The organism is Streptococcus iniae (genome assembly GCF_030732225.1).
Classification (GTDB): Bacteria; Bacillota; Bacilli; order Lactobacillales; family Streptococcaceae; genus Streptococcus; species Streptococcus iniae.
This window is the reverse complement of the sequence record NZ_CP132230.1, coordinates 1,707,934-1,733,095: the sequence shown is the minus strand read 5'-3', so window position 1 is coordinate 1,733,095 and position 25,162 is coordinate 1,707,934. Positions and strand designations below refer to the sequence as shown.

Here is a 25,162-nt window from a genome sequence, read left to right as displayed (position 1 = left end):
TGTGGAGGAAGAGAAATGTTTCAAAAAATCCTAATCGCCAATCGTGGCGAAATTGCTGTGCGTATTATCCGAGCAGCTAGAGAGCTTGGGATTGCCACAGTAGCTGTTTATTCAGAAGCAGATAAAGATGCTCTGCACACGGTATTAGCTGATGAGGCAATTTGTATTGGACCTGCAAAATCCAAGGATTCTTATCTCAATATGAATTCTATTTTATCAGCAGCTATTGTAACCGGAGCACAAGCCATTCACCCTGGTTTTGGTTTTCTTAGTGAGAATGCCAAGTTTGCAACCATGTGTGAAGAAATGAATTTAAAATTTATTGGACCGTCAGCACAGGTCATGGAAAAGATGGGGGACAAAATTAGAGCCCGCCAAGAAATGATTGCAGCAGGTGTTCCAGTTATTCCAGGTTCAGATGGTGAAGTCTTCTCAGCAAAAGAAGCTCGCTTGGTTGCCAATCAGATCGGTTATCCAATCATGTTGAAAGCCTCTGCTGGAGGCGGTGGAAAAGGAATCCGAAAAGTATCATCAGAAAATGAGCTGGAAGAAGCCTTTGCCTCTGCTTCTAATGAAGCTTTGAGTGCTTTTGGTAATGGTGCCATGTACGTGGAAAAAGTTATCTATCCAGCAAGGCATATTGAAGTACAGATTTTAGCAGATGCCTTTTCACATGTTATTCACCTCGGTGAGAGAGATTGTTCTTTGCAACGTCATAATCAAAAAGTCTTAGAAGAAAGTCCTTCTATTGCAATTGGCGAAACCCTTCGTCAAGAAATGGGGGCAGCAGCTGTTCGTGCCGCCCAGACGGTTTCTTATGAGAATGCTGGTACTATCGAATTTTTATTGGATGAGTCAAGTGGTCATTTTTACTTTATGGAGATGAATACTCGGATTCAGGTTGAACATCCTGTCACAGAATTTGTCACAGGCATTGATATTGTTAAAGAGCAAATCAAAGTGGCTGCAGGGTTTGAACTTTCCATAAACCAAGAAGAAATTCGTTTAAAAGGTCATGCCATTGAGTGTCGTATTAATGCTGAAAATCCTAAGTTTAATTTTGCCCCAAGCCCAGGTCAAATCACAGATTTGTATTTGCCTTGTGGAGGAGTTGGTTTGCGTGTTGATTCGGCTGTCTACAGTGGCTATACCATTCCACCATATTATGACAGTATGATTGCTAAGGTTATTGTTCATGGTGAGAATCGTTTTGATGCCCTGATGAAGATGCAAAGAGCGCTCTATGAACTAGAAATTGAAGGCATTCACACGAATGTAGAATTTCAACTAGATTTAATCTCAGATAAACGCGTGATTGCTGGAGATTACGACACAGCATTCTTAATGGAAAAATTTTTACCAGACTATACTAATAAATAGGAGTTGTTATGGCTTTATTTGCAAAAAAAGATAAATACATCCGTATTACGCCTAATAATTCTTTAAAAGGAACATTGAGCAGAAATGTTCCAGAAGTACCAGATGAACTTTTTGCTAAGTGTCCTGCTTGTAAACATTTGATTTACCAAAAAGATCTGGGAATTGAAAAAATCTGTCCCAATTGTTCCTATAATTTTAGACTTTCTGCCTATGAACGTCTCATGTTAACAATAGACAAGGGCAGTTTTGAGGAATTGTATACTGATATTGAAAGTGATAATCCCTTAGATTTTCCTAACTATACTGATAAAATTGTAAAGACAAGAGAAAAAACAGGATTACACGAGGCAATCTTAACAGGGAAAGCCTCAATCAAGGATGAAAAAGTTGCTTTAGCTATTATGGATTCCAATTTTATTATGGCTAGTATGGGAACTGTTGTTGGCGAAAAATTAACTCGTTTGATTGAAATGGCCACAAAAGAAAAGCTAGCTTTAGTGATTTTTACCGCCTCAGGTGGTGCTCGTATGCAAGAAGGGACCATGAGTCTTATGCAAATGGCCAAAGTTTCTGCGGCTGTAAAAAGGCACTCGAATGCAGGTTTGTTTTACCTAACCGTTTTAACGGACCCTACAACAGGTGGAGTGACTGCTAGCTTTGCCATGCAAGGAGACATCATTATTGCTGAACCACAATCATTGGTTGGCTTTGCAGGTCGTCGTGTGATTGAAACAACGGTTAGAGAAAACCTTCCAGAGGACTTCCAAAAAGCAGAATTTTTATTAGAACATGGCTTTGTGGATGCTATTGTCAAACGAACAGAAATGCGTGATACAATTGCCCATTTAGTAGCTTTTCATGGAGGTAGTCAATGACTGAAGTTGGAAGAATTCTAAAAGAAGCTAGAGACCAAGGAAGATTAACAGCCCTTGATTATGCCTCACAAATTTTGGATCATTTTATGGAACTCCATGGTGATCGTCATTTTGCTGATGATGGTGCAGTTATTGGAGGCATTGGTTACCTTAATGGTCGTCCGGTGACAGCTATTGGTATTCAAAAAGGAAGTAACCTTCAAGATAACCTTCATCGAAACTTTGGGCAGCCAAATCCTGAGGGATACCGTAAGGCTTTGCGTTTAATGAAACAGGCTGAAAAATTTGGCCGTCCGGTTGTTACTTTTATCAATACAGCTGGTGCTTATCCAGGAGTCGGTGCTGAAGAGCGTGGGCAAGGAGAAGCTATTGCGCGCAATTTACTTGAAATGAGTGACCTCAAGGTACCTGTCATTGCTATTATTATAGGTGAGGGAGGCTCTGGTGGAGCACTTGCTTTAGCTGTAGCAGACCAAGTTTGGATGTTAGAAAATACGATTTATGCGGTCTTAAGTCCAGAGGGCTTTGCTTCCATTTTATGGAAAGATGGTTCAAGAGCAACAGAAGCAGCGGAGTTAATGAAAATTACTGCACCTGAATTATTGGAAATGCAAGTTATTGATCGCATTATCCCAGAACGAGGTTACTTCACTAGTGAAGTGGTTGATAAGATTAAATCACAATTAAGTGATAGTTTTGATCACTTAAGTCAACTTCCTATGGAGCAACTCTTGGAAGAACGCTATCAACGTTTTAGAAAATTTTAAAATCCTTTTATAGGATTTTTTTCGCTTTAAGTCATAAATGATTGGAGAAAGACAATAATGTCAAAAAAATCTGTATATGTCCTTTTAGTATTGACCTTGTTACTCACAGCTTGTCAGAAAAAATCTACTTATTCAGAAGCCAAGAAGAATAATAGTATTCAAACAGATAAACAGTTACCTCATAAAGAAGTTGAGCAAACTGAAATTCTTCATAATGGCTCTTATTATTACATAAAAGGGAAGTATGATGACATTATTATTGTTAACAAACGTTATCCCTTGGCTAAAAGCTATCATCCAGGAGAAGACCCTAAGGCAAAAGAGGCATTTGAACAATTAAAACAGGCTATGGCCAGACAGGGATTTGCATTGAGTGATCACTACAGTGGTTTTAGAAGTTATGAAAAGCAAGAGGAGTTGTACGCGACCTATGTTAATCAAGACGGCCAAGAAAATGCTGATCGCTATTCAGCAAGACCAGGCTATAGCGAGCATCAGACAGGCCTGGCTTTTGACATCATTGATAGTCAAGGTCATCTCTTGGAAGAAGAGCAGGCTTCTGCTTGGTTGCTCGCACATGCTCCTGATTATGGCTTTATTGTCCGCTACCTCAAAGGCCAAGAGGCAAGTACTGGTTATCAGGCGGAAAGCTGGCATATCCGCTACATCGGCAAAGAGGCTGCTGATATTGCAAAATCTGGTAAGACTTTAGAAGCTTATTTTCACCTAAAAGGTGGTAACTACCCAAACTAAAAACGACTGAAAAGACTCAGTCGTTTTTGCTATCTTATTTTGGTGAGATAACTTCTACACCACCCATGTATGGACGTAGTGCTTCGGGGATGGTTACTGAACCATCCGCGTTTTGATAGTTTTCTAAAATGGCTGCGACGGTACGGCCTACAGCTAATCCTGAACCGTTCAGAGTATGCAAGAGTTTAACCTTGCCGTCTGCTTCGTCGCGGTAGCGAATTTGCGCACGGCGCGCTTGGAAGTCCTCTGTATTTGAACAGCTTGAGATTTCACGGTAGGCATTTTGTGCAGGAATCCAAACTTCAAGGTCATAGGTTTTTGCTGCTGAGAAGCCCATATCGCCAGTACACAAAGCTAAGACACGGTAAGGGAGATTTAGTTTTTGGAGGATGTTTTCTGCGTTGGCAGTCATTTTTTCCAATTCTTGGTAAGATTCCTCTGGCTTAGCAAATTTGACCATTTCGACTTTATGGAACTGGTGTAAACGGATCAATCCACGGGTATCTCGGCCAGCTGAACCAGCTTCTGAGCGGAATGATGGGCTCATAGCGGTGAAGTAAATTGGTAATTCTTTACCGTCTAGGATCTCACCACGATAGTAGTTGGTTAGAGGTACTTCTGCCGTTGGAATGAGAACAAAGTTTGAGTCCGCTAACTCAAAAGTATCTTCTTTGAATTTTGGGTATTGTCCTGTTCCGAACATTGATTCATGGTTGACCATGTAAGGGGTAATGATTTCTTGGTAACCTTCTTTAATATGCTCGTCAAGCATAAAGTTATAAAGGGCACGTTCTAGTCTAGCTCCGAGATTTTTGTAGAATAAGAAACGAGCACCAGTTACTTTTGCACCACGTTCCCAATCAAGGATGTCTAAATTTTCACCTAAATCCCAATGTGCTTTGATGTCAAAATCAAATTCACGAGGGGTCCCCCAACGGCGAACTTCGAGATTTTCTTCTTCGTCAGCACCGACAGGAACAGAATCATGAGGAGTATTTGGCAGGACCGTGATAATTGCTGTTACTTTTTCATCGATTTCTGCCAGTTCAGTGTCAATGCTTTTGATGTCAGCAGATAGTTTTTGCATTTCAGCGATTTGCTGGCTGGCATCTTCTTTTTGACGTTTTGCTTGTGCGATTGCAGCAGAAGAAAGATTACGCTCTGCTTTTAACTCTTCAGTTTTGACCAATAATTGACGACGTTTTTCGTCTAAGTCTTTTAATTCTGTTAGTGTTTCTGCTGAAACACCACGTGTTTCAAGTTTTTGAGCAAGGGCTTCAAAGTCAGTACGAATACGTTTTAAGTCTAACATAGGGATCTCCTTTATTTTAAATAAGAAAAAGCACAGATAATGATACTGCTGGAGCGCTTTTGCGCGGTTCCATCCAGCTTCACAATCTGTGCACTTTATTGTTATGTCATTTTATCACTCGGTAGAATTTCATATTTTGTGCTTATCTGTTCACAGCGACCACAGACTTTCTGAAAAGTTTAAAATATTACTTATCCGATAGGACTATTATATCAGAAAAAATAGAAATGTAAACTGACAAGATGAATCTTATCAAAAGTGGTTATTATTGCCTAGTATTACCTTTTTATGCTAAAATGCCCTTATGAATGGAAATGCAGAAAAAACAGTAAGAAAATACCATTATGGACTTGATTTATTGAGAATTATATCCATGTTTATGATTGTTGTGACTCATGTGTTAGGTAAGGGAGGGATTAGGTCAAGTGTCTCAGGAGAAAGCGACCCTTATTTTATCACCACTTGGATTATTCAAGTTTTAGTTTATGGAGCAGTCAACTGTTATGCTCTTATTAGTGGTTATGTTGGCGTTCATACAAGTTACAAGTATTCCAAGCTAGCTAATATTTGGCTGCAAGTTTTCTTTTATAGTTTTGGAATCACTTTTTTTATTTACCTTCTAGGCTTTCCTGTTGGTCTTAAAGACTGGCAACATGCTTTTTTGCCAATTGTTAGTGGGAATTATTGGTATATAACGGCCTACTTTGGACTTTTAATTTTTATTCCAGTGATTAATGCTGGCTTAAGGGGATTGTCAGACAGACAACTGGGGCATTTAGTGCTATTGATGACAATTGTTTTCTCTGTATTGCCGGCAGTGATGAATAATTCCGTTGCAGAATTTTCTTTGAGTAAAGGTTTTGAAATGACTTGGTTGATGATTCTTTATATCCTTGGGGCATATTTGGAACGGCTAGATTTAGAAGTGTTTCGAAGAAGTTATTTATTAATGCTATTTTTCTTCTGTATGTTTGTTACTTATGTCATGAAGTTTTTAGTGGGGAATATATGGTATTGGTATGTTTCACCGAGTTTAAGTTTGGGAGCAGTTAGTTTATTTATCATTTTTGCTAAAATGCCACTATCTGAAAAAAGTCGACTGTACCCATTTATTGTGATGGTTTCTCCGGCAACTTTAGGAATTTATTTAGCACATCTACATCCATTGCTTGTTAAATTTTTTATTCGAGACTTTGCAGAATCTTTTGTAGAAGTTCCAATTGTTATCTATCCTTTTCTAATTCTAGCTGTTAGTGTTATGATTTATTGTCTGGCCTTTTTGATTGAAAAAGGAAGACAACATATCTTTCAATGGTTGAAAGTTGCCTGTTTGTTGAATTGGATTGATGAGAAAGTCCCTTTTGAAGATAATTAGAAAAAGAAGTGAATCTATGGTTATTAGAATCACTTCTTGTTTTTGATTCGAGATGACAGTTTTGTCAATATGGTTTGGACTAAGGTTGGTAATTTAATCACTTTGTCATTGCCAATATGTTGGCGTGTGATTTTTAAAATCTTACCTGTGTCTTTGGAAGCAAATAAAAATTTGCCTTGATCTGTGAAGATTTCGAAGTGTCTTCCAACTTTTCCTCGAGAAACATTGGCACCGATTTGATTTATAGATGTCCAAGGGATTTGAATATAATCATTAACATTTTTATCGTTATAGAATTCAAGTGCTTTATCGCCGAGTAGTAGCTGCCCGACTTTGCCTCCCATGCCTAAGTATGAGACTGCTTTTGTTTTGTATTCCACACTTGTGTTTAAAGATTGTGCCATTTGCGATCCTTTACTTTATGATTTATAGCTATTATACCATATTATCTGAATAGTTTTTTTCTTAAATTAAAAAAAGAGTCTGAGACTTGAGCCTCAGACCTTCTTTTATTACATGATGTGTAATAGGTGAGCAATGATACCAAATGCAAACAAACCGATGATGATTGCGATTGGAGAAACTTTTTTCTTCAATAACCACATGCAAAGGAAAGTAAGCAGTAATCCTGCTAATCCTGGAATAAGTGAATTTAATTGTCCTTGAAGCGTTTGAGCTTGCATTTTATCTAGGCTCATTCCGCTAAGGGCTTGGCCAAGAATACCTTTTAACTCAGCACCTTTAACGGCACCATCTGGGAAAACAACATAAGCACCTTCAGCTAATTGTTTACCTGGAAGGTTAACAGTGAAGTTGATTGATACCCAACGTTGAACAAGAACTGCAAGGATGAACATACCAAGGATTGAAGCACCTTTAGTGATGTCTTGAAGGATACCACCAGACATGTCTTTAGTAATTTCAGAACCTGCTTTGTAACCAAATTCTTGAGTGTACCATAAGAATGACATACGAATGATATTCCATCCAAAGAAGAATAGAAGTGGACCAACAATGTTACCAGTTGATGCAAGAGAAGCACCAAGTGCTCCAAGGATTGGACGAACTGTAAACCAGAATACTGGATCACCGATACCAGCCAAAGGCCCCATCATACCAATTTTAACACCTTGGATAGCTTTATCATCGATTGGCGTACCGTTTGCTTTTTCTTCTTCAAGAGCAAGTGTTACACCGATGATTGGTGCTGCAACGTATGGATGAGTATTAAAGAATTCCATGTGACGCTCAAGAGCAGCAGCACGATCTTCTTTAGTTGTGTATAATTTTTTAAGTGCTGGGATAAGTGCGTAAGCCCAACCCATGTTTTGCATACGCTCATAGTTCCAAGAACCTTGTAAGAATTGTGAACGCCACCAAACACGTTGACGGTCTGATTTTGTTAATTTAATTTGTTCAGTCATTTGATCTTACCCCTTTCTAGTAGTCTTCTAGGATATCGCCGATTGGATCTGTTGAACCAGCTGATCCAACTCCGCTACCACCTTGTTTAGAAAGGTTAAGGTAGATAAAGGCAATAGCAACACCGATAACACCCATAGCAATAAGTGTTAGCTGACTAATAGCTGCAAGAGCGAAACCAAGAGCGAAGAATGGCCATACTTCACGAGTTGCCATCATGTTGATAACCATAGCATAACCTACGGCAACAACCATAGCACCACCGATTTGCATACCTTCGTTTAACCATGCAGGCATAGCATTTAAAACAGATTGAACGGCTTCAGTAGGTACAGCAACAAGAAGGGCAGCTGGGATAGCAATACGAAGACCTTGAAGTAAAAGAGCTGCAAAGTGGAAACGTTCAATACCAGCGAAGTTACCTTCAGCGGCTGCTTTATCTCCAGCGTGTACAAGTGCAGTTGATAAAGTACGAACGATCATAGTAAGGAAAAGACCAGCAACAGCAAGTGGGATAGCTGTTGAATAAGCGAATGTGATTCCTTTTTGAGTGAAATCTCCACCTTTAACTAAGATGATAGCGGCAGCAACAGAAGCAAGTGCAGCATCTGGTGCAACGGCAGCACCAATGTTTGCCCAACCAAGAGCAAGCATTTGAAGTGTACCACCAAGAATGACACCAGCTTCAAGATGTCCTGTTACAAGACCGATTAATGTACATGCAACAAGTGGTTGGTGCATTTGAAATTGGTCGAGGATACCTTCAAGACCAGCGAAGAAGGCAACGATTACGACCAAAATTGCAGAAATAATTGAAATATCTGACATTTTGTAATCCTTTCAAAGTATGTTAACGAAACGATTAGTTGCAAAAAGTAGCAACATAACGATTAAAAACTTAAATGAGATGAACTTATTTGACGTTTGCTTTTTCGATAAGCTCAAACAAGTTTTTCTTAGAATCATTAGGTACTTTACGAACATCAAATTTGACATTCAAGTCACGTAATTTTTCAAAAGTAGCAACATCGTCCTTATCCATAGATAAAACGTTGTTAACCATTGTTTTACCAGTTGAGTGAGCCATTGAACCAACGTTCAACTCTTCAATCTCAACACCACCTTCAACAGCACGTAGTGCGTCTTGAGGTGTTTGGAAAAGAATAAGTGCGTGAGTATTTCCGAAACGAGGATCTTTTGAAGCTTCAATCAATTTGCTGATTGGAACAACGTTAGCTTTAACCCCACCAGGAGCAGCTTGTTTGATCAATTGTTTACGAAGGTCATCACTGGCAACTTCATCTGAAGCAACGATGATACGATTTGCTTTTGAAGCAGGCGTCCATGCTGTTGCAACTTGTCCATGTAAAAGACGTGTGTCAATACGGGCAAGATTGATTTTAAGTTTACCATCACCGATAACTGTACCAGCTGGAATAGCACCTTGTACTACAGGAGCAGCTTCTTTGCTTGCAACTTCTTCAACTGGGTTTAGTTCTTCAGGAAGGGCTTTAACCCCGTCCTTAGACTCTTTAATAATATTTGCTGCAACTTGTTCAACACCTGCATTAGCATCCATTAGACGCTCTGTGTAGGATTGAATAAGCATTGGCAAGTTAAGACCTGTGATGATAGCCATCTTGCGGTCAGGGTTTTCTCCCATAACACGGCTAGCTTGGTTAAATGGAGATCCACTCCATAAGTCAGCTAGTACAAGGACTTCATCATCAGCATCAAATTGTGCAATAGCATTGTTGAAGTGTGCATATAAATCATCTGGACCTTCGTTTGGCATGAAAGTAACAACTTGTACTTTCTCTTGTTCACCAAAAATCATAGAACCGGACTGATGAATGCCTTCAGCAAATTTACCGTGGCTGGCAATAATAATACCGATACCCATTCTTGTTCTTCCTCCTTTTAAAATATTTCTCGTTGAAATGAAAAAGAATAATCTCCTTTCCAAATATCATTTGGCAATTCTTTTTCAAAAAAACGAAATTCAAGAACGACTCTATTGTAAAACGTTTTCAATGAAAAATCAATAGTTTTTTCAAAAAATAGTAAAAACATGCAAAATCAATCACAAAAACAAGCAATAAAAGCCTATTCTACTATAATATAACCGTATTTGAGGATAAGCTTAGACAAAACTGCAAAAAATGAGTGAAAATAATGAGAAAAAATGAAAAAAGGCTTGGTTTTGAAGCCTTAAAAAGTGTAAAAAAACCACTTTGAGGAATCAAAGTGGTTTCGTTTAGTCTCATAAGAAAAGCTCTTCAAGTTTTTTAGCCACTCCGTCATCCTCGTTAGTCCACGGCAATTGTTGGTCTGCATAGGGAAGGAGAACAGAGCTTGCATTTTTCATAGCATAACCTGTCCCTGCAAAAGCAAGCATTTCAGTGTCGTTGTGTTCATCACCAAAGGCAATGAGGTCCTTTTTATCTTTATTCATGATTTTAAGGAGGTAATGTAAAGCATAGGCTTTATTAATATTTTTGGGAGATACCTCTAGAATGTTTAGTGGTCCGCCCCAAGAATCGACTTCGATTTCATCTTTAAAGAAAGAACGCATACTTTTTGCTAGCGCGTATTTATCCTCATGATGTGTTTGAGTCAATAAAGCGTTTGGATTGCGAGTGATTTTATGACGCTCTAATGCCATATCATCAGTGATTTTATCGACACCAAAAAGTTGAGGATTGATTTTTTCTTTGTTATCCATTGTAATGTAAAAATTTTTACGGTATTCACTGGCGATAAAATCCATCTTAAAGTCGTCTTGGTATTTTAAAAGGTCTAACAGGTATTTTTTTTCCAGTGTTACATTATGTTCGTATTCCCATTTGCGTTCTGGCATGTGAGTTAAAGAACCGTTAAATGTAATAATTGGGGTTTTAAGTTCTAATTGTAAGTAGTAGTCTAAAGCCATACGGTAGGGTCTACCAGTTGAAATAATGACCTGATGCCCCTTAGTTTGCACTTTTTTGATGGTTTCTTTTGTGAAGTGTGAGATTGTACTATCTTGATGAAGAAGGGTCCCATCAAGGTCGATTGCGATTATTTTTTTAGTCATATGTAAATTATATCAAAAATGGACAGTAATAAAAGAAAAAAAGATTTTTAGATCAGCTTGCTATTTTATTTGAAGGATTAAATGATTTTACTTGAAAAAAGAACGATATAGTAGTAATATATATTTATCGTTCGTAAATTAAGTTCAAACGTTCGGTTTTAGACAAAAAAAGATGCTAAAAGAGATTTTTGAACTTTTGTCACTATCATTTAAGGAGATTCCACAAAGATGGAAAAGTTTTTTAAGTTAAAAGAAAATGGAACAAAGGTTTCTACTGAGCTTGTTGCTGGTTTAACAACGTTTTTTGCCATGTCCTATATTTTGTTTGTTAATCCAAGTATTTTAGGGGCTGCAGGAATGCCAACTAAGGCTGTTTTTCTAGCAACGATTATTGCTGCTGCTATTTCAACTTTAATAATGGGCCTTTTCGCCAATGTCCCCTATGCACTTGCTCCTGGTATGGGCTTAAATGCCTTTTTTACCTACACAGTTGTTTTTGGCTTAGGGTTTACTTGGCAAGAAGCTTTAGCAATGGTTTTCCTTTGCGGGCTCTTTAATATCTTCATCACAGTAACAAAAGTTCGAAAAAGTATCATTAAAGCCATTCCCGTGAGTTTGCAACATGCTATTGGTGGTGGTATTGGTGTTTTTGTGGCCTATCTAGGCTTTAAAAATGCTGATATAATTGATTTTTCCCTTTCTGCACAAAATATTGTTGCCGTTAATGGGGTTGAACCTGCTAAGGCAACTGCTAAAACCTTTGCTAAGGGGCTTTATTCTGTTAATGCCAATGGTGGGGTCGTTCCGGCTATTTCAACCTTTACCAATCCAAGTGTTCTATTAGCCATATTTGGACTTTTATTAATGGCAGTTTTGGTCATCAAAAATGTTCGTGGTGGGATTTTGTTAGGAATTGTTGTAACAACTTTAGTGGGGATTCCGATGGGAGTTGTGAATTTATCAGCAGTGAATTTTGGAGCAAATCACATTGGCCAGGCCTTTGATGAATTAGGGGTCACTTTTTTAGCTGCTTTTGATGGCATGTCTTCTCTTTTTAACAATTCTAGTAGGTTACCACTTGTTTTGATGACAATTTTTGCATTTTCACTTTCTGACACTTTTGATACAATTGGAACCTTCATTGGAACAGGGCGTCGAACAGGAATCTTCTCAACAGAAGATGAGGCGGCTCTTGAAAATAGCACTGGTTTTAATTCAAAAATGGATCGTGCTCTTTTTGCAGATGCCATTGGGACATCTATTGGTGCACTTTTTGGAACTTCCAATACAACCACTTATGTTGAATCAGCAGCAGGTATCGCTGAAGGCGGTCGAACTGGTTTGACAGCTGTCTCAACGGCAGTATGTTTTATCTTATCTATTTTACTACTTCCTATTGTTGGAATTGTTCCAGCGGCAGCAACTGCACCAGCTTTAATCATTGTAGGGGTTATGATGGTTTCCTCATTTCTTGATGTGGACTGGAGTAATTTTGAAGATGCGCTACCGGCTTTCTTTGCAGCTTTCTTTATGGCCTTATGCTATTCTATTTCTTATGGGATTGCGGGAGCTTTCATTTTTTACTGCTTGGTTAAGATTGTTAAAGGAAAAGCTAAAGAAGTTCATCCTATTCTTTGGGGAGCAACCTTGCTCTTTATATTGAACTTTATTATTCTAGCGATTATATAGATTTTGTGGCACCTTGAGGTGCCTTTTTTTCTTATCTTAGAGCTACTCATGCTTAGACTTGGAAGTCAAGGGCTTTTCTGCTATAATATCTTTATGTTTTATAGTGCTAATGAAAACCAGTTAATTGCTTTTGGCTATCAACTTGGTCAACGGCTTAAAGCCAATGACCTTATTGTTTTGACAGGAGACTTAGGTTCTGGAAAAACGACTTTGACAAAAGGCATTGCCAAGGGCTTGGGAATTGATCAAATGATTAAGAGCCCTACCTATACAATAGTTAGGGAATATGAAGGCCGCTTGCCTTTATACCATTTAGATGTTTACCGCATTGGTGATGATCCGGATTCCATTGATTTGGATGACTTCATTTATAATGATGGTGTAACTGTTATTGAGTGGGGAGAACTTTTAGGAGATGATATTCTTGAAGATTACTTGGAATTGATTATTTCAAGATGTGAACAAGGTCGTTCCATTGAATGCAAGGCTCACGGTAATGCTTATCATAACCTGATGATGGAGTTAGAAGATGCCGAACGATAATATTACTATTCAAGAGGCTGAGCTAGAAGATGCACAGCAATTGAGGCAATTCCTTCAGAAGATTAGTCAAGAGACTGATTTTATCACAGAAACTGAAAACATTAGTCAGGCGACTGAGCACGAAATAGCAGATTTTATCTTTAATCAGAGTCAAGAAATCAGCAGTATCTGTCTGTTGCTCAAAGTTGAAGAAGAAATTGCTGGACTTGTCAATATTACAGCAGGTTCGCTCCCTAGTAACGCGCATATTGGTGAACTCTTCATTGCCGTAAGTAAAAAATACCAAGGTTTTGGTTTGGGTAGTGAGCTTATGACGCTTGCCATGGAATGGGCAGAACAAACGCCAGAATTGCTGAAGATTGCATTTGAAGTACAAGTTAGAAATGAAGTAGCCCTGAAGCTATATCAAGGTTTTGATTTTGATATTGAAGGAAGACGAAAAATGGGCATCAAATCAAAGGATGGAGAATTGTTAGATGTTTACCTGATGGGGAAATGTTTAACCAACAACAAATAAGATGAAAATTGGAAAAAAAATAGGGCTTATGCTCTTAGCTATTTTATCAACGACAATTCTTGCGCTTGGTGTTTACGCAACCAGTGCTTATAACTTTTCAACGGATGAATTATCAAAAACCTTTAAAGATTTTTCAACCTCAAAAACAAAAAGTAAAGCTATTGAGCAGACAAAACCCTTCTCAATTCTTTTAATGGGAGTTGATACAGGTTCTTCAGAGCGTAAGTCTAAATGGGAAGGAAATAGTGATTCAATGATTTTGGTTACTATCAACCCTGAGACTAAAAAAACAACGATGACCAGTTTGGAAAGAGACATTCTAATTAATCTCTCTGGACCAAATTCAAATGACATGAATGGTGCTCAAGCTAAATTAAATGCTGCCTATGCTGCAGGTGGAGCTGAAATGGCTATTATGACAGTTCAGGACATGCTTAACATTACTATTGACAATTATGTTCGCATTAACATGCAAGGCTTGGTCGATTTAGTTGATGCTGTTGGTGGAATTACAGTTACCAACGATTTTGACTTCCCAATTTCAATTGCAGAAAATGAGCCAGAATACACGGCAACTGTTGACCCGGGAACCCACAAGGTTAATGGTGAGCAAGCTTTGGTTTACGCAAGGATGCGTTATGATGACCCAGAAGGTGATTATGGTAGACAAAAACGCCAACGAATCGTTATTCAAAAGGTGCTCCAAAAAATTCTTGCACTAGATAGTATTAGTTCTTACCGTAAGATTCTTAAAGCTGTAAGTAACAATATGCAGACCAATATTGAGATTTCATCAGCAACAATTCCTAAATTATTAGGCTATAAAGATGCCTTGAATGTCATTAAGTCTGAGCAGTTGAGAGGTGAGGATGCTACTTTAGCAGATGGCGGTTCTTATCAAATTGTGACAGAACCACATCTTTTGGAGATTCAAAATAAGATTCGCAAACAGTTGGGAATTTCAAAGGTTACAGAGCTTGTGACAACGGCTGTCACTTATGAAGAATTATATGGTGGCAGCAGTGTTAAGCAAACGACTCAAGGGGGAGCGAACTCTTCAGTGACGCAGCAAGCCCCTAAGTATTCCAGTTATCCAGACAGTAATAATACAGGGGGAGGCTATTATTCAACGCCAGAACCAAATGTTTCCTTTATCCCACCTGAAAGTTCCCAATCATCTTCTACTGGAACTGCCGTAACAGAGCCTGCTACAAATAGTAGTCCAACAGTTCCAGTTGCTCCGGTACCTGCGGAGCAATCACCATCTACAGGAGCAGCTCCAGCAGTAGGCCCATAAAAAAGAGGCTGGAAAAACTCTAGAACACAGCAAAAGGCATAGAATGACGTTGTTCAAAACGCTTATTCTATGCCTTTTTAAGGTATTCATTTTTTAAAGAAATACTGAGACTAGATTCTTGTCATTCTATTTTAGGTTATTGCTCATCTACCTGAGATTGATACTTTTCCATGCGTTCTTTAATTTGCATGAAAAGAGGTTGTGTTTGAGCATTGAAAACACGTAAGCGATAGGTGATGTCATCGCTCATTTTTTGAATTTTGTGTGTTTCAGAACTGATAACAGCAAGGTTAGTCTTTATCTTTTCAAGATCATATTGAATGTTATCTTTTTGTTTTTTACTGTTTTTAGCAATGGCTAGAAGCTCATCTTTATGCTGATAAGTCTTGTAGGCAATCACTGATGAAAGGCCGATAAGCAAGGCAGATTTTAATGTCATTGGGCAATCTCCTTTTGGATAGACGAAGCAAGGCTAGCCAGTTTGTCAAAATCAGGATCGTGGGTTGTGTATTGAATAGCGATGCCATCTTTATCACCGAAGCGTGGAACAAGGTGAATATGCGCATGAAAAACGGTTTGACCAGCGATTTCTTCATTATTGTTGATAATGTTCATACCAAGTGCTTGGGTTGCTTTTTGGACAGCGCGTGCCACTTTTGGTAATTGCGCAAATGTTTGGCTGGCAAGATCTGAATTCATTTCTAGAATGTTACGAACATGCTGTTTAGGAATTAACAAGGTATGCCCAGGGGTTGTTTGGGTAATGTCTAAAAAAGCTAAAACCTGATCATCTTCATAGACTTTTGCAGAAGGAATATCACCCGAGACGATGCTACAAAAAATACAATTATCCATATCTAAAACCTCTTCAATCCTAAATGAAATATAGTACTTTTATCTTAGCACGGGCAAAACGATAATGCAAAGGATTTCCTTTAGAACTTGGAAGGCTTTCAAGAAATCAATGGAAATATGTTTTTTTGAATGTTGCCTCATGAGCTTTTTTGCTATAATGGTTATTATAAGAAATCAATGAAATAGAAAGAAGAAATATGTTAAAAATTGAACATTTAACAGGAGGTTACCTTAATATTCCTGTTCTTAAAGACGTCAGCTTTTCTGTGGAAGACGGTCAGCTGGTTGGTTTGATTGGTTTGAATGGTGCAGGTAAATCCACAACCATTAATGAAATCATCGGACTTTTGAAACCCTACCAAGGGAAAATCAGCATTGACGGCCTAACCTTAGATGAAAACATGGCAGAATACCGCAAAAAAATTGGTTTTATTCCGGAAACACCAAGTCTTTATGAAGAACTGACTTTAAGTGAGCACCTTGAAACCATTGCCATGGCCTATGATATTGATGTGAAACTAGCCATGGAACGTGCTAAACCACTGCTTGAAAGCTATCGATTAACGGATAAATTAGACTGGTATCCGGTAAATTTTTCTAAAGGAATGAAGCAAAAAGTCATGATTATTTGTGCTTTTATCATAGACCCAAGCCTCTTTATTTTAGACGAGCCATTTTTAGGACTTGACCCATTAGCGATCTCAGACTTGATTAGCTACCTTGAAAGTGAAAAAGTTAAAGGCAAATCTATTTTGATGAGTACCCATGTCTTAGATTCCGCTGAAAAAATGTGTGATCGTTTTGTCATTTTACATCAGGGACAAGTTAGAGCACAGGGAACTTTAGAAGAACTCAGACAAGAATTTGCTCAAACTGGAGCAAGCCTTAATGACATCTACCTTGCCTTAACAAGAGAGGTCTGAGCATGGAACAATTATTTAGAAAGCGTAGACTGGCCTTTCAAAAACGCCAACTCAAGTACCTCCCCTATGTTTTCAATGATCATTTTGTCTTAGTGCTCATGTTTTTATTAGGCTATTTGCTTTACCAGTATAGTCAACTCTTGGCCCATTTTCCTAAAAATCGCCTTGCGGTGATTCTTGTTCTGATATCACTGGTTCAATTTTTGTTAGGTTTTGGCCAGCCAGCGACCTACTTGGAAGCTTCGGATAGCCATTATTTATTGGTCAAAGAAGAAGAAGTTCTGTTAGAAATCAAAAAGTCAGGAAAAGATTCCTTTATCTTGTGGGGAACTTTTCAAACCCTTTGCTTGGTTTTACTAGCTCCTATTTTTTTAAAACTGGGCTTGTCAGTTGTTTCTATTGGGATAGTTATTTTGCTACTTTTAGTGGTTAAATGGTTTATTCAAGATTATAAAATAAATCAGTTGAAGACTCCTACAGGGCTCAATTGGAAACTGGCTATTGAAAAAGAAAGACACCGTCAACAGAAAATATTAACTTTTTATTCTTTGTTTACTAATGTCAAAGGAATTACAAGTGGTTTTAAAGAGCGACCTTATTTAACTGGTCTTTTAAGCAAGTTACCTCAAAAAAGCACTCTTTTTTGGACACATCTATATGCACGCGCATTTCTTCGTAGTGCAGACTATTTGGGGCTTTTCATTCGTTTGCTTTTACTCAGCAGTCTAGCTCTCTGGTTTATTCAGCCCCCTTATCTTGCAGCGATATTAGCCTCTTTGTGTAACTATTTACTCCTGTTCCAACTTTTAGCACTTTACCATCATTTTGATTACCATTATTTGACGAGTTTGTATCCTGTAACACCGACATTGAAGAAAAAAAATCTGCTACTCTTTTTAAGAGGAATTTCGCTTGTTTTGTGGCTTGTTGAGATGCTTCTTAGCCATTCTCTTCTTAATATCATCATCATCACCTGTGTTTTCTTACTTCTCAATCTTTTTTACTTACCATATAAGTTGAAGAACATAATTGACTAAGTTAAGGAAAACAAGTAAAATAGGACTAAGTGATTATAAAAAGAAAAGGAGGGCGATAAGGTGACAACTACGGACGAAGAATTAGCATTGACGCCTTTACGAGGCAAAAGTGGTAAAGCCTATAAAGGAACCTATCCAAATGGTGATAGTGTATTTATTAAGCTAAACACAACACCTATCTTGCCTGCCTTAGCCAAAGAACAGATTGCTCCTCAACTCCTATGGGCAAAGCGTATGGGAAATGGGGACATGATGAGTGCTCAAGAGTGGCTTGATGGAAGGATTCTGTCAAGCCAAGATATGAGTAGCAAACAAATTATTCATATTTTGGGTCGTCTTCATAAGTCAAAACAATTGGTTAATCAGCTTTTGCAATTAAATTATAGGATTGAAAATCCCTATGATTTATTATCTGATTTTGAACAAAATGCACCCTATCAAATTCAACAAAATTCTTACTTACAATCTGTTGTAACAGAATTAAAGCAAAGTTTGCCGGAATTTCGTGCCGAAGTGGCAACTATTGTGCACGGAGATATTAAATATAGCAACTGGGTTATTACAACAAGTGGAATGATTTATTTGTGTGATTGGGATTCTGTTCGTTTGACAGATCGTATGTATGATGTGGCTTATTTGCTAAGTCATTACATTCCACGTTCGCGTTGGGAAGAATGGTTAGCTGTTTATGGTTATAAAAATAATGAGAAGGTCTTTAAAAAGATTGTTTGGTATGGCCAATTATCTTATTTAACTCAGATTTTGAGATGTTTTGATCAACGTGATATGGAACATGTTAACCAAGAAATTTATGCCCTACGACAATTTAGAGAGATGTTTAGAAAGAAATAATGCGAGTTAGAAAACGTAAAGGTGCACAAGAGCATCTTGAAAATAATCCACACTATGTGATTCTAAAACCAGAAGATGCCAAAGGTTGCTGGAAAGACGTTTTTGGAAATGACAATCCCATTCATGTTGAAGTGGGTTCTGGAAAAGGTGGTTTTATTACAGGCATGGCCTTAGCTCACCCAGAGATTAACTATATTGGAATTGACATTCAATTATCGGTTCTTAGTTATGCTTTGGATAAGGTTTTAGAAAGTCAAGCACCAAATATTAAGTTGCTTAGAGTTGATGGGTCAAGTTTGACCAATTATTTTGAGGATGGCGAAATTGATCTTCTCTACCTTAATTTTTCAGATCCTTGGCCAAAAACCAAGCATGAAAAACGTCGCTTGACTTACAAGGAATTTCTAGACACTTATAAGCAAATTCTACCGGAAAATGGAGAAATCCATTTCAAAACGGATAACAGAGGTTTGTTTGAATACAGTTTAGCTAGTTTTTCACAATATGGTATGACGCTAAAACAAGTTTGGTTAGACCTGCATGCCAGTAATTATGAAGGCAATGTAATGACTGAATACGAAGCAAAGTTTTCATCAAAAGGTCAAGTTATTTACCGTGTTGAAGCAATGTTTCATTAAGAAGTTGGTTTCCAACTTCCTTTTACGGAGAGGTCGCATAGTGGCCGAGTGCGCACGCTTGGAAAGCGTGTAGTCCTTAACGGGGCTCGGGGGTTCGAATCCCCTCCTCTCCTTTTATCTTATTGATATATCAATGAAAATCCCCTACTAATAGCTAGTAGAGGTTTTTTTTAGTGTGAAATGTCGAAAAATTGAGGGTAATTTTTCAGATAATAATTTCCAACGGTTAAATCATATTGGATTAATGCTAAGTCTTTCGCCCGTTCTTTATTGATACCTTCTTGTTCTGAAGGGAGGGTTTTGGTTAAAAGGGCAAAGTAAGGTGATAGTTTTGAGTTGGTTGTTTCTAAAAGCATAGCGGGGAGGTCATTTGATCGGATAAGGGGGTAGTTATGTTTTACATTTTTTTTATTTGACCAAATGAAATAATCGGTTGTTTGTTTTTGGAGATCGTCTGTCTGGAAAAAATTAGTAGGATATAGGCCAGGTAAATGGTCACCATAAAAGACAACAGTAATCTCTTTATCTATGGTTTTTAAGGTGTTTAGAAATTCTTCTGTGACTCGGTCTGTTTCGAGTAATCGATCAGCATAGTCTTGTAGGGCATTGTTTTCAGCGTCCGAAAAATTGTCACCCCAGATATCATAGGGTTTATGAGGGCTTCCATAAGGTCCGTGATTTTGCATAGTCAATGCATAGATGAATTGACCTTTATCTGAATTTAGTTCAGTTAGGACATTTTGGTAAGTGGTTTTATCACTTGGATAAGGTCCGTAAAGTTCTGTGGATGAGGGTTTGTCCTTGGTGCCAGAGCTTGCGATAAATTTATTGAAGTCAAGCTTCTTATAAACTGCTAACCGATTATAGTTCTGAGCGTTATTTAAGTGAATGACTTGACGGTGTTTTGGTTTATAGAAGTCACTAATAGAAGGCATTTTTTTCATATTAGGTGAAAAGGCAACACTTTTCTGTACAACATTTATAAAGTGTTTTTCTAGGCAATTAATCTTTTAGTCATTGGTGTTTGGTAGTTGAGACTACCATGAATGCGGTGGTAATTCCACCAATGAACATAGTCTTTAGTCTTAAGAACTAGTTCTTCCAGCGATTGAAAGGTTTCTTGATAAACAAATTCAATTTTGAAAGCACGATACGTACTTTCAGCTACGGCATTGTCATAAGGACAACCAGCCTGACTAAGCGAACGTGTGATTCCAAAGGCTTCCAATATTTCATCAATTAACTGATTATCAAACTCTTTGCCACGATCTGAATGGAACATCTTGACTTTGGTCAGGGCGTAAGGGATGCTTTGTATGGCTTGCTTAACGAGTTCAGCGGTCTTGTGCCAACCAAGAGACAGGCCGATGATTTCACGGTTGTATAGGTCAATGATGAGGCAAACATAAGCCCAACGATTGCCTACACGAACATAGGTTAAGTCAGTGACTAAGGCTTGTAGTGGTCTTTCTTGCTTAAACTGCCTGTCTAAGTGGTTGGGAATAGGGGCTTCATTCTTGCCTCTAGAATGTGGTTTGAAGGTGGCTTTCTGATAAACAGAAACCAAATTGAGTCGCTTCATAATGCGTCGAATCCGACGCCGTGAAAGTGTGATACCTTCGTTATTCAAGCATATTTTGATTTTTCTGGATCCGTATCTGGACTCGCTCTCGAGGAAAATTCTTTTAATAGTTTCTTCAAACTCCGTTTCAGATACTGACTCCACGGCTTGATAGTAATAACTTGAGCGTGGCATATTCAGCCAGCGACACATCTTTGAAATGCTGTATTTAGCCTTATTAGCAGTGATTATTTCCCTTTTTGTGCCATAATCACTGCCGCTTGCTTTAGGATATCTAATTGCATTTCGAGTTCTTTATTGTGTTTCCTGAGTTCAATTAGCTCCCGCTGTTCATCTGTCAGATTATCAACAGACTTGAATGAACCAGTTGTTTTGGCTTGTCTAACCCACTTATCGAAGGTGGAAGGGGTTAGCTCGTATTCCTTGATGAGGCTGCTACGCTTTCTACCAGCATTGTAAAGGTCCACAATTTGTTGCTTAAAATCATCGGTGAAGTGACGACGTACTTTTCTAGACATGGTTTTTCTCCCGTTTTTCTTAAGTGTAGAACACTTTATAATTTCTGTCTAGTTTAGTGTAACCTATTCAAGGAACCACTTCAGAATAAAGCACCGAGACATTAGAGTTGAAGTTTGTAAAGGGCAAGCCTGTCAATGTTTGGAATTCCATATTAGCCGTTCCTCCCCCGTAACCGTCAGAAATCATATAACCTCCGGTGGTAGATTCTTTCAGGGCTTGAATGTAAGGAATAGGAGTATTGGCAGCAGTAATACCGTTTAAACGTGTAGGGTCTGCAAGGCTCTCGCTTAAGATGAAAATAACAGTTTGATCGGAGAGTTCTTTTTGCCTTTGACTGTTCAAAAGGTAAGCTTCTTCTTGATATTTTTTATAAAGGGCTTTGATTTTTTCTTTACTATACCCTTTGGGTGGATTCATTTTATCAACCGTTAACCCTTTAATCCAAACATAAGACAAGGATTGAAATCTGGTATTGGCATTGATACCTAACCAATCAACATCAAAAAGATTGTAGACAGGTGATAGCACGGGGATATTGTCTGGAAAAGGCTCATTTGCATGCTTTGTTAGGAAATGAAGAAAAGATGCCCAAGTACTAAATAAGATGAGAAGTAAGACTAATTGTCTCTTTAGCTGTTTGATAATTGGATTAGGCAAGACAACTTTTTTCGAGAGAAATACAATTGTTACAAGGATGGCAAGAGCTGCCAAAGCTTCTACAAGTGATGTTAGTGAGATGTAGTCCTTGAAGAAACTAATGTCTTTTAACCACATTAAATCAGCTTGGACAATTGGTTCGTGTCGGGCAGTGTATTTTAAACTATTAGCTAGTGAAAAGAGGCCGGACAAACTAGTAATCACAAGAGTGGCTATGATGTAACGGTTAATGGCAATATAAGCAATGAAAAAGAGGCTAGAAAGTACAATGATTTGATAAATGGTAGCGCCAGGAGCAATCAAAACCCCATAATGAGCACCTTGCTCCGTAATGCCAGCTTGAAGTGAGTAATTCATTAAGGTTGCTAAAAAGACACTACTACTGAATGCTAATGATAGACTTGCTGTATTTCTTTTTATATCCCTAAGACCTTTAATAAAGGTGATGGTAACAAGTAAAAAGAGAAGATAGAAAACAAAAGCATAGAGAAACAGATGCCTTGAACTTTCAAGAGAATCCTCTAAATGAAGTGGGAAAAAGGTATTGACTTCTAGGCGGTTCAAAAATTGATTAGATGAAATGTAAAAACTAGTCAAAAATTGAGCTAGAATAGGAATGGCAAAGTTTTTGTCATGAGGCACTCTGATGTTTTCAAAGATGGTAACTTTCTTAGAGAGCAGTTTAAAAAACAAGGCAACTAATAAAACAAGGCCTAACCAATTTAAATAATTGTGCTGCCAAAATTCTTTATAATCTTGCCATTCAAAGTCAGCATCGTTCAAACGAAGGGTCATTTCAATAAAGTAGGAACTGACTAAGAAAAAAAGATAAAGGAAACTTACTTTACTGACAAACTTCACAGACATCTGACCAGAAATGAAAAGCCCAAGAGCTAGTGCTAAAATAATAGGCAACTGAACAGGAATGAAATCAAAGATGTTGCTATTTTGACTTGCAAAGGTATTGTATAAAGCAATACTAGATAGACCAAAAGAAACAAAAAAAGTCAGCAAGAGATACCAAAAGCTTCGATTTTTGATAATAGTTAACCGTTTAAAAAACGGATTTTTGACAATGTTATTCAAGAAGACCCCCAAAAATAGTAATCACCACATATTATAGTATAAATTGTAGCTTTTTGAAACCAGCAGGAATTAAAGTCAGTATTAAAAAAGGGAAATTGACTTTAAAGTCGGCATGAAAGAGAGTTTAAACTTGCTATCTTATTATAATGTGATATAATATGATTAACTAATACAGAAAGGTGGTGAGAAGAATATCTCGCCACTTTTGTATTGACATGGCGTCTATTAAGTAAAGACAAGTAATTTGTTAAAGCAGTAAAGGAGGACACTACCATCGCAAATCAAACTATTGTTGACCTTGTTACGGAAAAAATAAGGTCTGTTATTGAAACACCCTACGAGTTAGTTGATGTTGAATACGAAAAAATGGGAAGCGACTATATTCTTAGCATTCTAGTTGACAAAGAAGGTGGCATCAGTGTTGAAGATACAACTCAATTGACTGAGCTTATCAGTCCATTATTAGACACAATCACACCAGATCCATTTCCAAGTCAGTACATGTTGGAAGTTTCTAGTCCTGGATTGGAAAGACCTCTAAAAACGGTTGAAAGTTTAGAAAATGCTATTGGTTCTTACATCAATGTTAGTCTTTATAAGGCTATTGATAAAATCAAAGTCTTTCAAGGGGATTTAGTGGCATTTGATGGTGAAACCTTGACCATTGATTACCTAGATAAAACACGACAAAAACGTGTCGAAATCCCGTATAAGACAGTAGCAAAAGCTAGAATGGCTGTTAAACTTTAAGAAATATTAGAAGTAGACTTACTTCTTTTACGTTGAACAATAAGAAAGGAATTTTGCTTTTGCAGTCTTGCAAAGCAGACAACATTATGAGCAAAGAAATGCTAGAAGCCTTCCGTATTTTAGAGGAAGAAAAACACATTAATAAAAGTGACATCATTGATGCTGTAACAGAGTCACTCAAATCAGCTTACAAACGCCGTTATGGCCAATCAGAATCATGTGTCATTGAATTTAATGAAAAAACAGCTGATTTTCAAGTCTTCACCGTCCGTGAAGTTGTTGAAGAAGTTTTTGACAGCCGCTTGGAAATTAGTTTAAGTGATGCTTTAGCTATTAGTTCTGCTTACGAACTTGGTGATAAAATTCGATTTGAAGAATCTGTAACAGAGTTTGGTCGTGTAGCAGCACAATCCGCTAAACAAACAATTATGGAAAAAATGCGTCGCCAAATGCGTGAAGTTACTTTTAATGAGTACAAAGAACATGAAGGCGAAATCATGACAGGAACTGTTGAACGCTTTGACCAACGTTTCATTTATGTTAACCTAGGCTCACTTGAAGCACAATTATCACACCAAGATCAAATTCCAGGTGAAAGCTTCAAGTCACATGATCGTATTGAAGTCTATGTTTACAAAGTTGAAAACAATCCTAAAGGTGTTAACGTTTTTGTCAGCCGCAGCCATCCAGAATTTATCAAGCGTATCATGGAACAAGAAATTCCAGAAGTATTTGATGGAACTGTTGAAATCATGAGTGTTTCGCGTGAAGCTGGAGACAGAACAAAAGTTGCGGTGCGCAGCCATAACCCTAACGTAGATGCTATTGGTACTATCGTTGGTCGTGGTGGAAGCAACATTAAAAAAATCATCAGCAAATTCCATCCAAAACGCTTTGATGCTAAAACAGGCATTGAAATTCCAGTAGAAGAAAACATTGACGTGATTCAATGGGTTGATGACCCAGCAGAATTCATTTACAATGCTATTGCACCAGCTGAAGTTGATATGGTTCTCTTTGATGACGAAGACCTAAAACGTGCGACAGTTGTTGTTCCAGATAGCAAATTGTCACTGGCTATTGGTCGTCGTGGACAAAACGTTCGCTTGGCCGCTCACTTGACAGGATATCGTATTGACATCAAGTCTGCCAGTGAATATGAACGTCTTGAAGCAGAACAAGAAGCTGCTGCGCCTGTAGAAGCAGATACAGTTGAAGAGACTGTTGCTAACGAGGAAGAATAAGAATCGAGGTGTT

At 37.9% G+C, this 25,162-nt stretch carries 26 protein-coding genes and 1 tRNA gene; 16 read left to right on the top strand and 11 right to left on the bottom strand.

Annotation, left to right across the window (positions count from 1 at the left end; translation table 11 throughout):
- Window positions 1–15: 15 nt before the first annotated feature.
- Genes accC through ldcB form a run of 4 tightly spaced genes read left to right on the top strand, consistent with a single transcriptional unit; the run spans window position 16 to window position 3,775 of the window.
- A complete protein-coding gene (accC, locus tag Q9317_RS08570; RefSeq protein ID WP_003101952.1) occupies window positions 16–1,380 on the top strand; it encodes an acetyl-CoA carboxylase biotin carboxylase subunit in 1,365 nt (454 codons plus the stop codon).
- Window positions 1,381–1,388: 8 nt separating this feature from the next.
- Complete coding sequence (accD, locus tag Q9317_RS08565) at window positions 1,389–2,255, top strand: acetyl-CoA carboxylase, carboxyltransferase subunit beta (RefSeq protein ID WP_305981544.1); 867 nt, start codon at window positions 1,389–1,391, stop codon at window positions 2,253–2,255.
- Entirely contained in the window at window positions 2,252–3,022 is a 771-nt protein-coding gene (locus tag Q9317_RS08560; RefSeq protein WP_003101945.1) for an acetyl-CoA carboxylase carboxyl transferase subunit alpha, read from the top strand. Before accD ends, Q9317_RS08560 begins: the two co-directional genes overlap by 4 nt.
- A gap of 57 nt (window positions 3,023–3,079) precedes the next feature.
- Window positions 3,080–3,775: an LD-carboxypeptidase LdcB/DacB gene (gene ldcB, locus Q9317_RS08555; RefSeq protein WP_003101942.1), complete on the top strand. Its 696-nt coding sequence runs from the start codon at window positions 3,080–3,082 to the stop codon at window positions 3,773–3,775.
- Between the two features lie 34 nt (window positions 3,776–3,809).
- On the opposite strand, the gene serS is transcribed toward ldcB, so the two are convergent.
- A complete protein-coding gene (gene serS / locus Q9317_RS08550; protein WP_003101940.1) occupies window positions 3,810–5,087 on the bottom strand; it encodes a serine--tRNA ligase in 1,278 nt (425 codons plus the stop codon).
- Window positions 5,088–5,391: 304 nt separating this feature from the next.
- On the opposite strand from serS, the gene Q9317_RS08545 reads away from it, so the two are divergent.
- The gene (locus Q9317_RS08545; protein WP_003101937.1) at window positions 5,392–6,462 is read left to right on the top strand and encodes an acyltransferase; all 1,071 of its coding nucleotides are present in this window, start codon (window positions 5,392–5,394) and stop codon (window positions 6,460–6,462) included.
- A 29-nt stretch (window positions 6,463–6,491) separates the two neighbouring features.
- Here the strand turns inward: Q9317_RS08545 and Q9317_RS08540 are convergent, their stop codons facing one another.
- From Q9317_RS08540 to Q9317_RS08520, 5 genes are all read right to left on the bottom strand, one after another.
- Window positions 6,492–6,866 carry a DUF956 family protein gene (locus Q9317_RS08540; protein ID WP_003101934.1) on the bottom strand — a complete coding sequence of 125 codons (375 nt, stop codon included), beginning with the start codon at window positions 6,864–6,866 and terminating at the stop codon, window positions 6,492–6,494.
- 108 nt (window positions 6,867–6,974) lie between these two features.
- Window positions 6,975–7,886: a PTS system mannose/fructose/sorbose family transporter subunit IID gene (locus Q9317_RS08535; RefSeq protein ID WP_003101931.1), complete on the bottom strand. Its 912-nt coding sequence runs from the start codon at window positions 7,884–7,886 to the stop codon at window positions 6,975–6,977.
- 16 nt (window positions 7,887–7,902) lie between these two features.
- Window positions 7,903–8,712 (bottom strand): PTS mannose/fructose/sorbose transporter subunit IIC, encoded by an 810-nt coding sequence (locus tag Q9317_RS08530; RefSeq protein WP_003101929.1) that lies wholly within the window; start codon window positions 8,710–8,712, stop codon window positions 7,903–7,905.
- Between the two features lie 85 nt (window positions 8,713–8,797).
- Complete coding sequence (locus tag Q9317_RS08525) at window positions 8,798–9,787, bottom strand: PTS sugar transporter subunit IIB (RefSeq protein WP_003101927.1); 990 nt, start codon at window positions 9,785–9,787, stop codon at window positions 8,798–8,800.
- Between the two features lie 360 nt (window positions 9,788–10,147).
- The gene (locus Q9317_RS08520; RefSeq protein ID WP_003101922.1) at window positions 10,148–10,960 is read right to left on the bottom strand and encodes an HAD family hydrolase; all 813 of its coding nucleotides are present in this window, start codon (window positions 10,958–10,960) and stop codon (window positions 10,148–10,150) included.
- A 228-nt stretch (window positions 10,961–11,188) separates the two neighbouring features.
- Between Q9317_RS08520 and Q9317_RS08515 the strand changes: the two genes are divergently transcribed.
- From Q9317_RS08515 to lytR, 4 genes are all read left to right on the top strand, one after another.
- Window positions 11,189–12,649 (top strand): NCS2 family permease, encoded by a 1,461-nt coding sequence (locus Q9317_RS08515; protein WP_003101920.1) that lies wholly within the window; start codon window positions 11,189–11,191, stop codon window positions 12,647–12,649.
- Between the two features lie 93 nt (window positions 12,650–12,742).
- Complete coding sequence (tsaE, locus tag Q9317_RS08510) at window positions 12,743–13,192, top strand: tRNA (adenosine(37)-N6)-threonylcarbamoyltransferase complex ATPase subunit type 1 TsaE (RefSeq protein WP_031239039.1); 450 nt, start codon at window positions 12,743–12,745, stop codon at window positions 13,190–13,192.
- The gene (locus tag Q9317_RS08505; RefSeq protein WP_003101915.1) at window positions 13,179–13,709 is read left to right on the top strand and encodes a GNAT family N-acetyltransferase; all 531 of its coding nucleotides are present in this window, start codon (window positions 13,179–13,181) and stop codon (window positions 13,707–13,709) included. The genes tsaE and Q9317_RS08505 overlap by 14 nt, the downstream gene beginning before the upstream one ends.
- A 1-nt stretch (window position 13,710) precedes the next feature.
- A complete protein-coding gene (gene lytR / locus Q9317_RS08500) occupies window positions 13,711–15,006 on the top strand; it encodes a glycopolymer--peptidoglycan transferase LytR (RefSeq protein ID WP_003101912.1) in 1,296 nt (431 codons plus the stop codon).
- Window positions 15,007–15,142: 136 nt separating this feature from the next.
- On the opposite strand, the gene Q9317_RS08495 is transcribed toward lytR, so the two are convergent.
- The gene (locus Q9317_RS08495; protein WP_003101910.1) at window positions 15,143–15,445 is read right to left on the bottom strand and encodes a hypothetical protein; all 303 of its coding nucleotides are present in this window, start codon (window positions 15,443–15,445) and stop codon (window positions 15,143–15,145) included.
- Window positions 15,442–15,861: an HIT family protein gene (locus Q9317_RS08490; RefSeq protein WP_003101908.1), complete on the bottom strand. Its 420-nt coding sequence runs from the start codon at window positions 15,859–15,861 to the stop codon at window positions 15,442–15,444. Before Q9317_RS08490 ends, Q9317_RS08495 begins: the two co-directional genes overlap by 4 nt.
- Before the next feature lie 197 nt (window positions 15,862–16,058).
- On the opposite strand from Q9317_RS08490, the gene Q9317_RS08485 reads away from it, so the two are divergent.
- The 5 genes from Q9317_RS08485 to Q9317_RS08465 all read left to right on the top strand — a co-directional run bounded on the left by Q9317_RS08485 (window position 16,059) and on the right by Q9317_RS08465 (window position 19,424).
- Window positions 16,059–16,784, top strand: coding sequence for an ABC transporter ATP-binding protein (locus Q9317_RS08485; protein ID WP_003101905.1), 726 nt, complete (start codon window positions 16,059–16,061; stop codon window positions 16,782–16,784).
- 2 nt (window positions 16,785–16,786) lie between these two features.
- Window positions 16,787–17,821, top strand: coding sequence for an ABC transporter permease (locus Q9317_RS08480; protein WP_003101902.1), 1,035 nt, complete (start codon window positions 16,787–16,789; stop codon window positions 17,819–17,821).
- 60 nt (window positions 17,822–17,881) lie between these two features.
- Entirely contained in the window at window positions 17,882–18,673 is a 792-nt protein-coding gene (gene ccrZ, locus Q9317_RS08475; RefSeq protein WP_305981543.1) for a cell cycle regulator CcrZ, read from the top strand.
- Window positions 18,673–19,311: a tRNA (guanosine(46)-N7)-methyltransferase TrmB gene (gene trmB, locus Q9317_RS08470; protein ID WP_003101896.1), complete on the top strand. Its 639-nt coding sequence runs from the start codon at window positions 18,673–18,675 to the stop codon at window positions 19,309–19,311. Before ccrZ ends, trmB begins: the two co-directional genes overlap by 1 nt.
- Before the next feature lie 26 nt (window positions 19,312–19,337).
- A tRNA-Ser gene (locus Q9317_RS08465) sits at window positions 19,338–19,424 on the top strand.
- Window positions 19,425–19,481: 57 nt separating this feature from the next.
- On the opposite strand, the gene Q9317_RS08460 is transcribed toward Q9317_RS08465, so the two are convergent.
- From Q9317_RS08460 to Q9317_RS08450, 3 genes are all read right to left on the bottom strand, one after another.
- Window positions 19,482–20,255: a sulfatase-like hydrolase/transferase gene (locus Q9317_RS08460; RefSeq protein ID WP_003101893.1), complete on the bottom strand. Its 774-nt coding sequence runs from the start codon at window positions 20,253–20,255 to the stop codon at window positions 19,482–19,484.
- A gap of 50 nt (window positions 20,256–20,305) precedes the next feature.
- A protein-coding gene (locus Q9317_RS08455; protein WP_089180059.1) for an IS3 family transposase occupies window positions 20,306–21,411 on the bottom strand; the annotation gives its coding sequence in 2 pieces (ribosomal slippage) (window positions 20,306–21,135 and window positions 21,135–21,411; 1,107 coding nt in all).
- Window positions 21,412–21,478: 67 nt separating this feature from the next.
- The gene (locus Q9317_RS08450) at window positions 21,479–23,155 is read right to left on the bottom strand and encodes a sulfatase-like hydrolase/transferase (RefSeq protein WP_119773869.1); all 1,677 of its coding nucleotides are present in this window, start codon (window positions 23,153–23,155) and stop codon (window positions 21,479–21,481) included.
- 273 nt (window positions 23,156–23,428) lie between these two features.
- Here Q9317_RS08450 and rimP point away from each other — a divergent pair, with 273 nt between their 5' ends.
- Window positions 23,429–23,905: a ribosome maturation factor RimP gene (gene rimP / locus Q9317_RS08445; protein WP_031239038.1), complete on the top strand. Its 477-nt coding sequence runs from the start codon at window positions 23,429–23,431 to the stop codon at window positions 23,903–23,905.
- 86 nt (window positions 23,906–23,991) lie between these two features.
- Entirely contained in the window at window positions 23,992–25,149 is a 1,158-nt protein-coding gene (gene nusA, locus Q9317_RS08440; RefSeq protein ID WP_003101886.1) for a transcription termination factor NusA, read from the top strand.
- Window positions 25,150–25,162 lie beyond the last annotated feature (13 nt).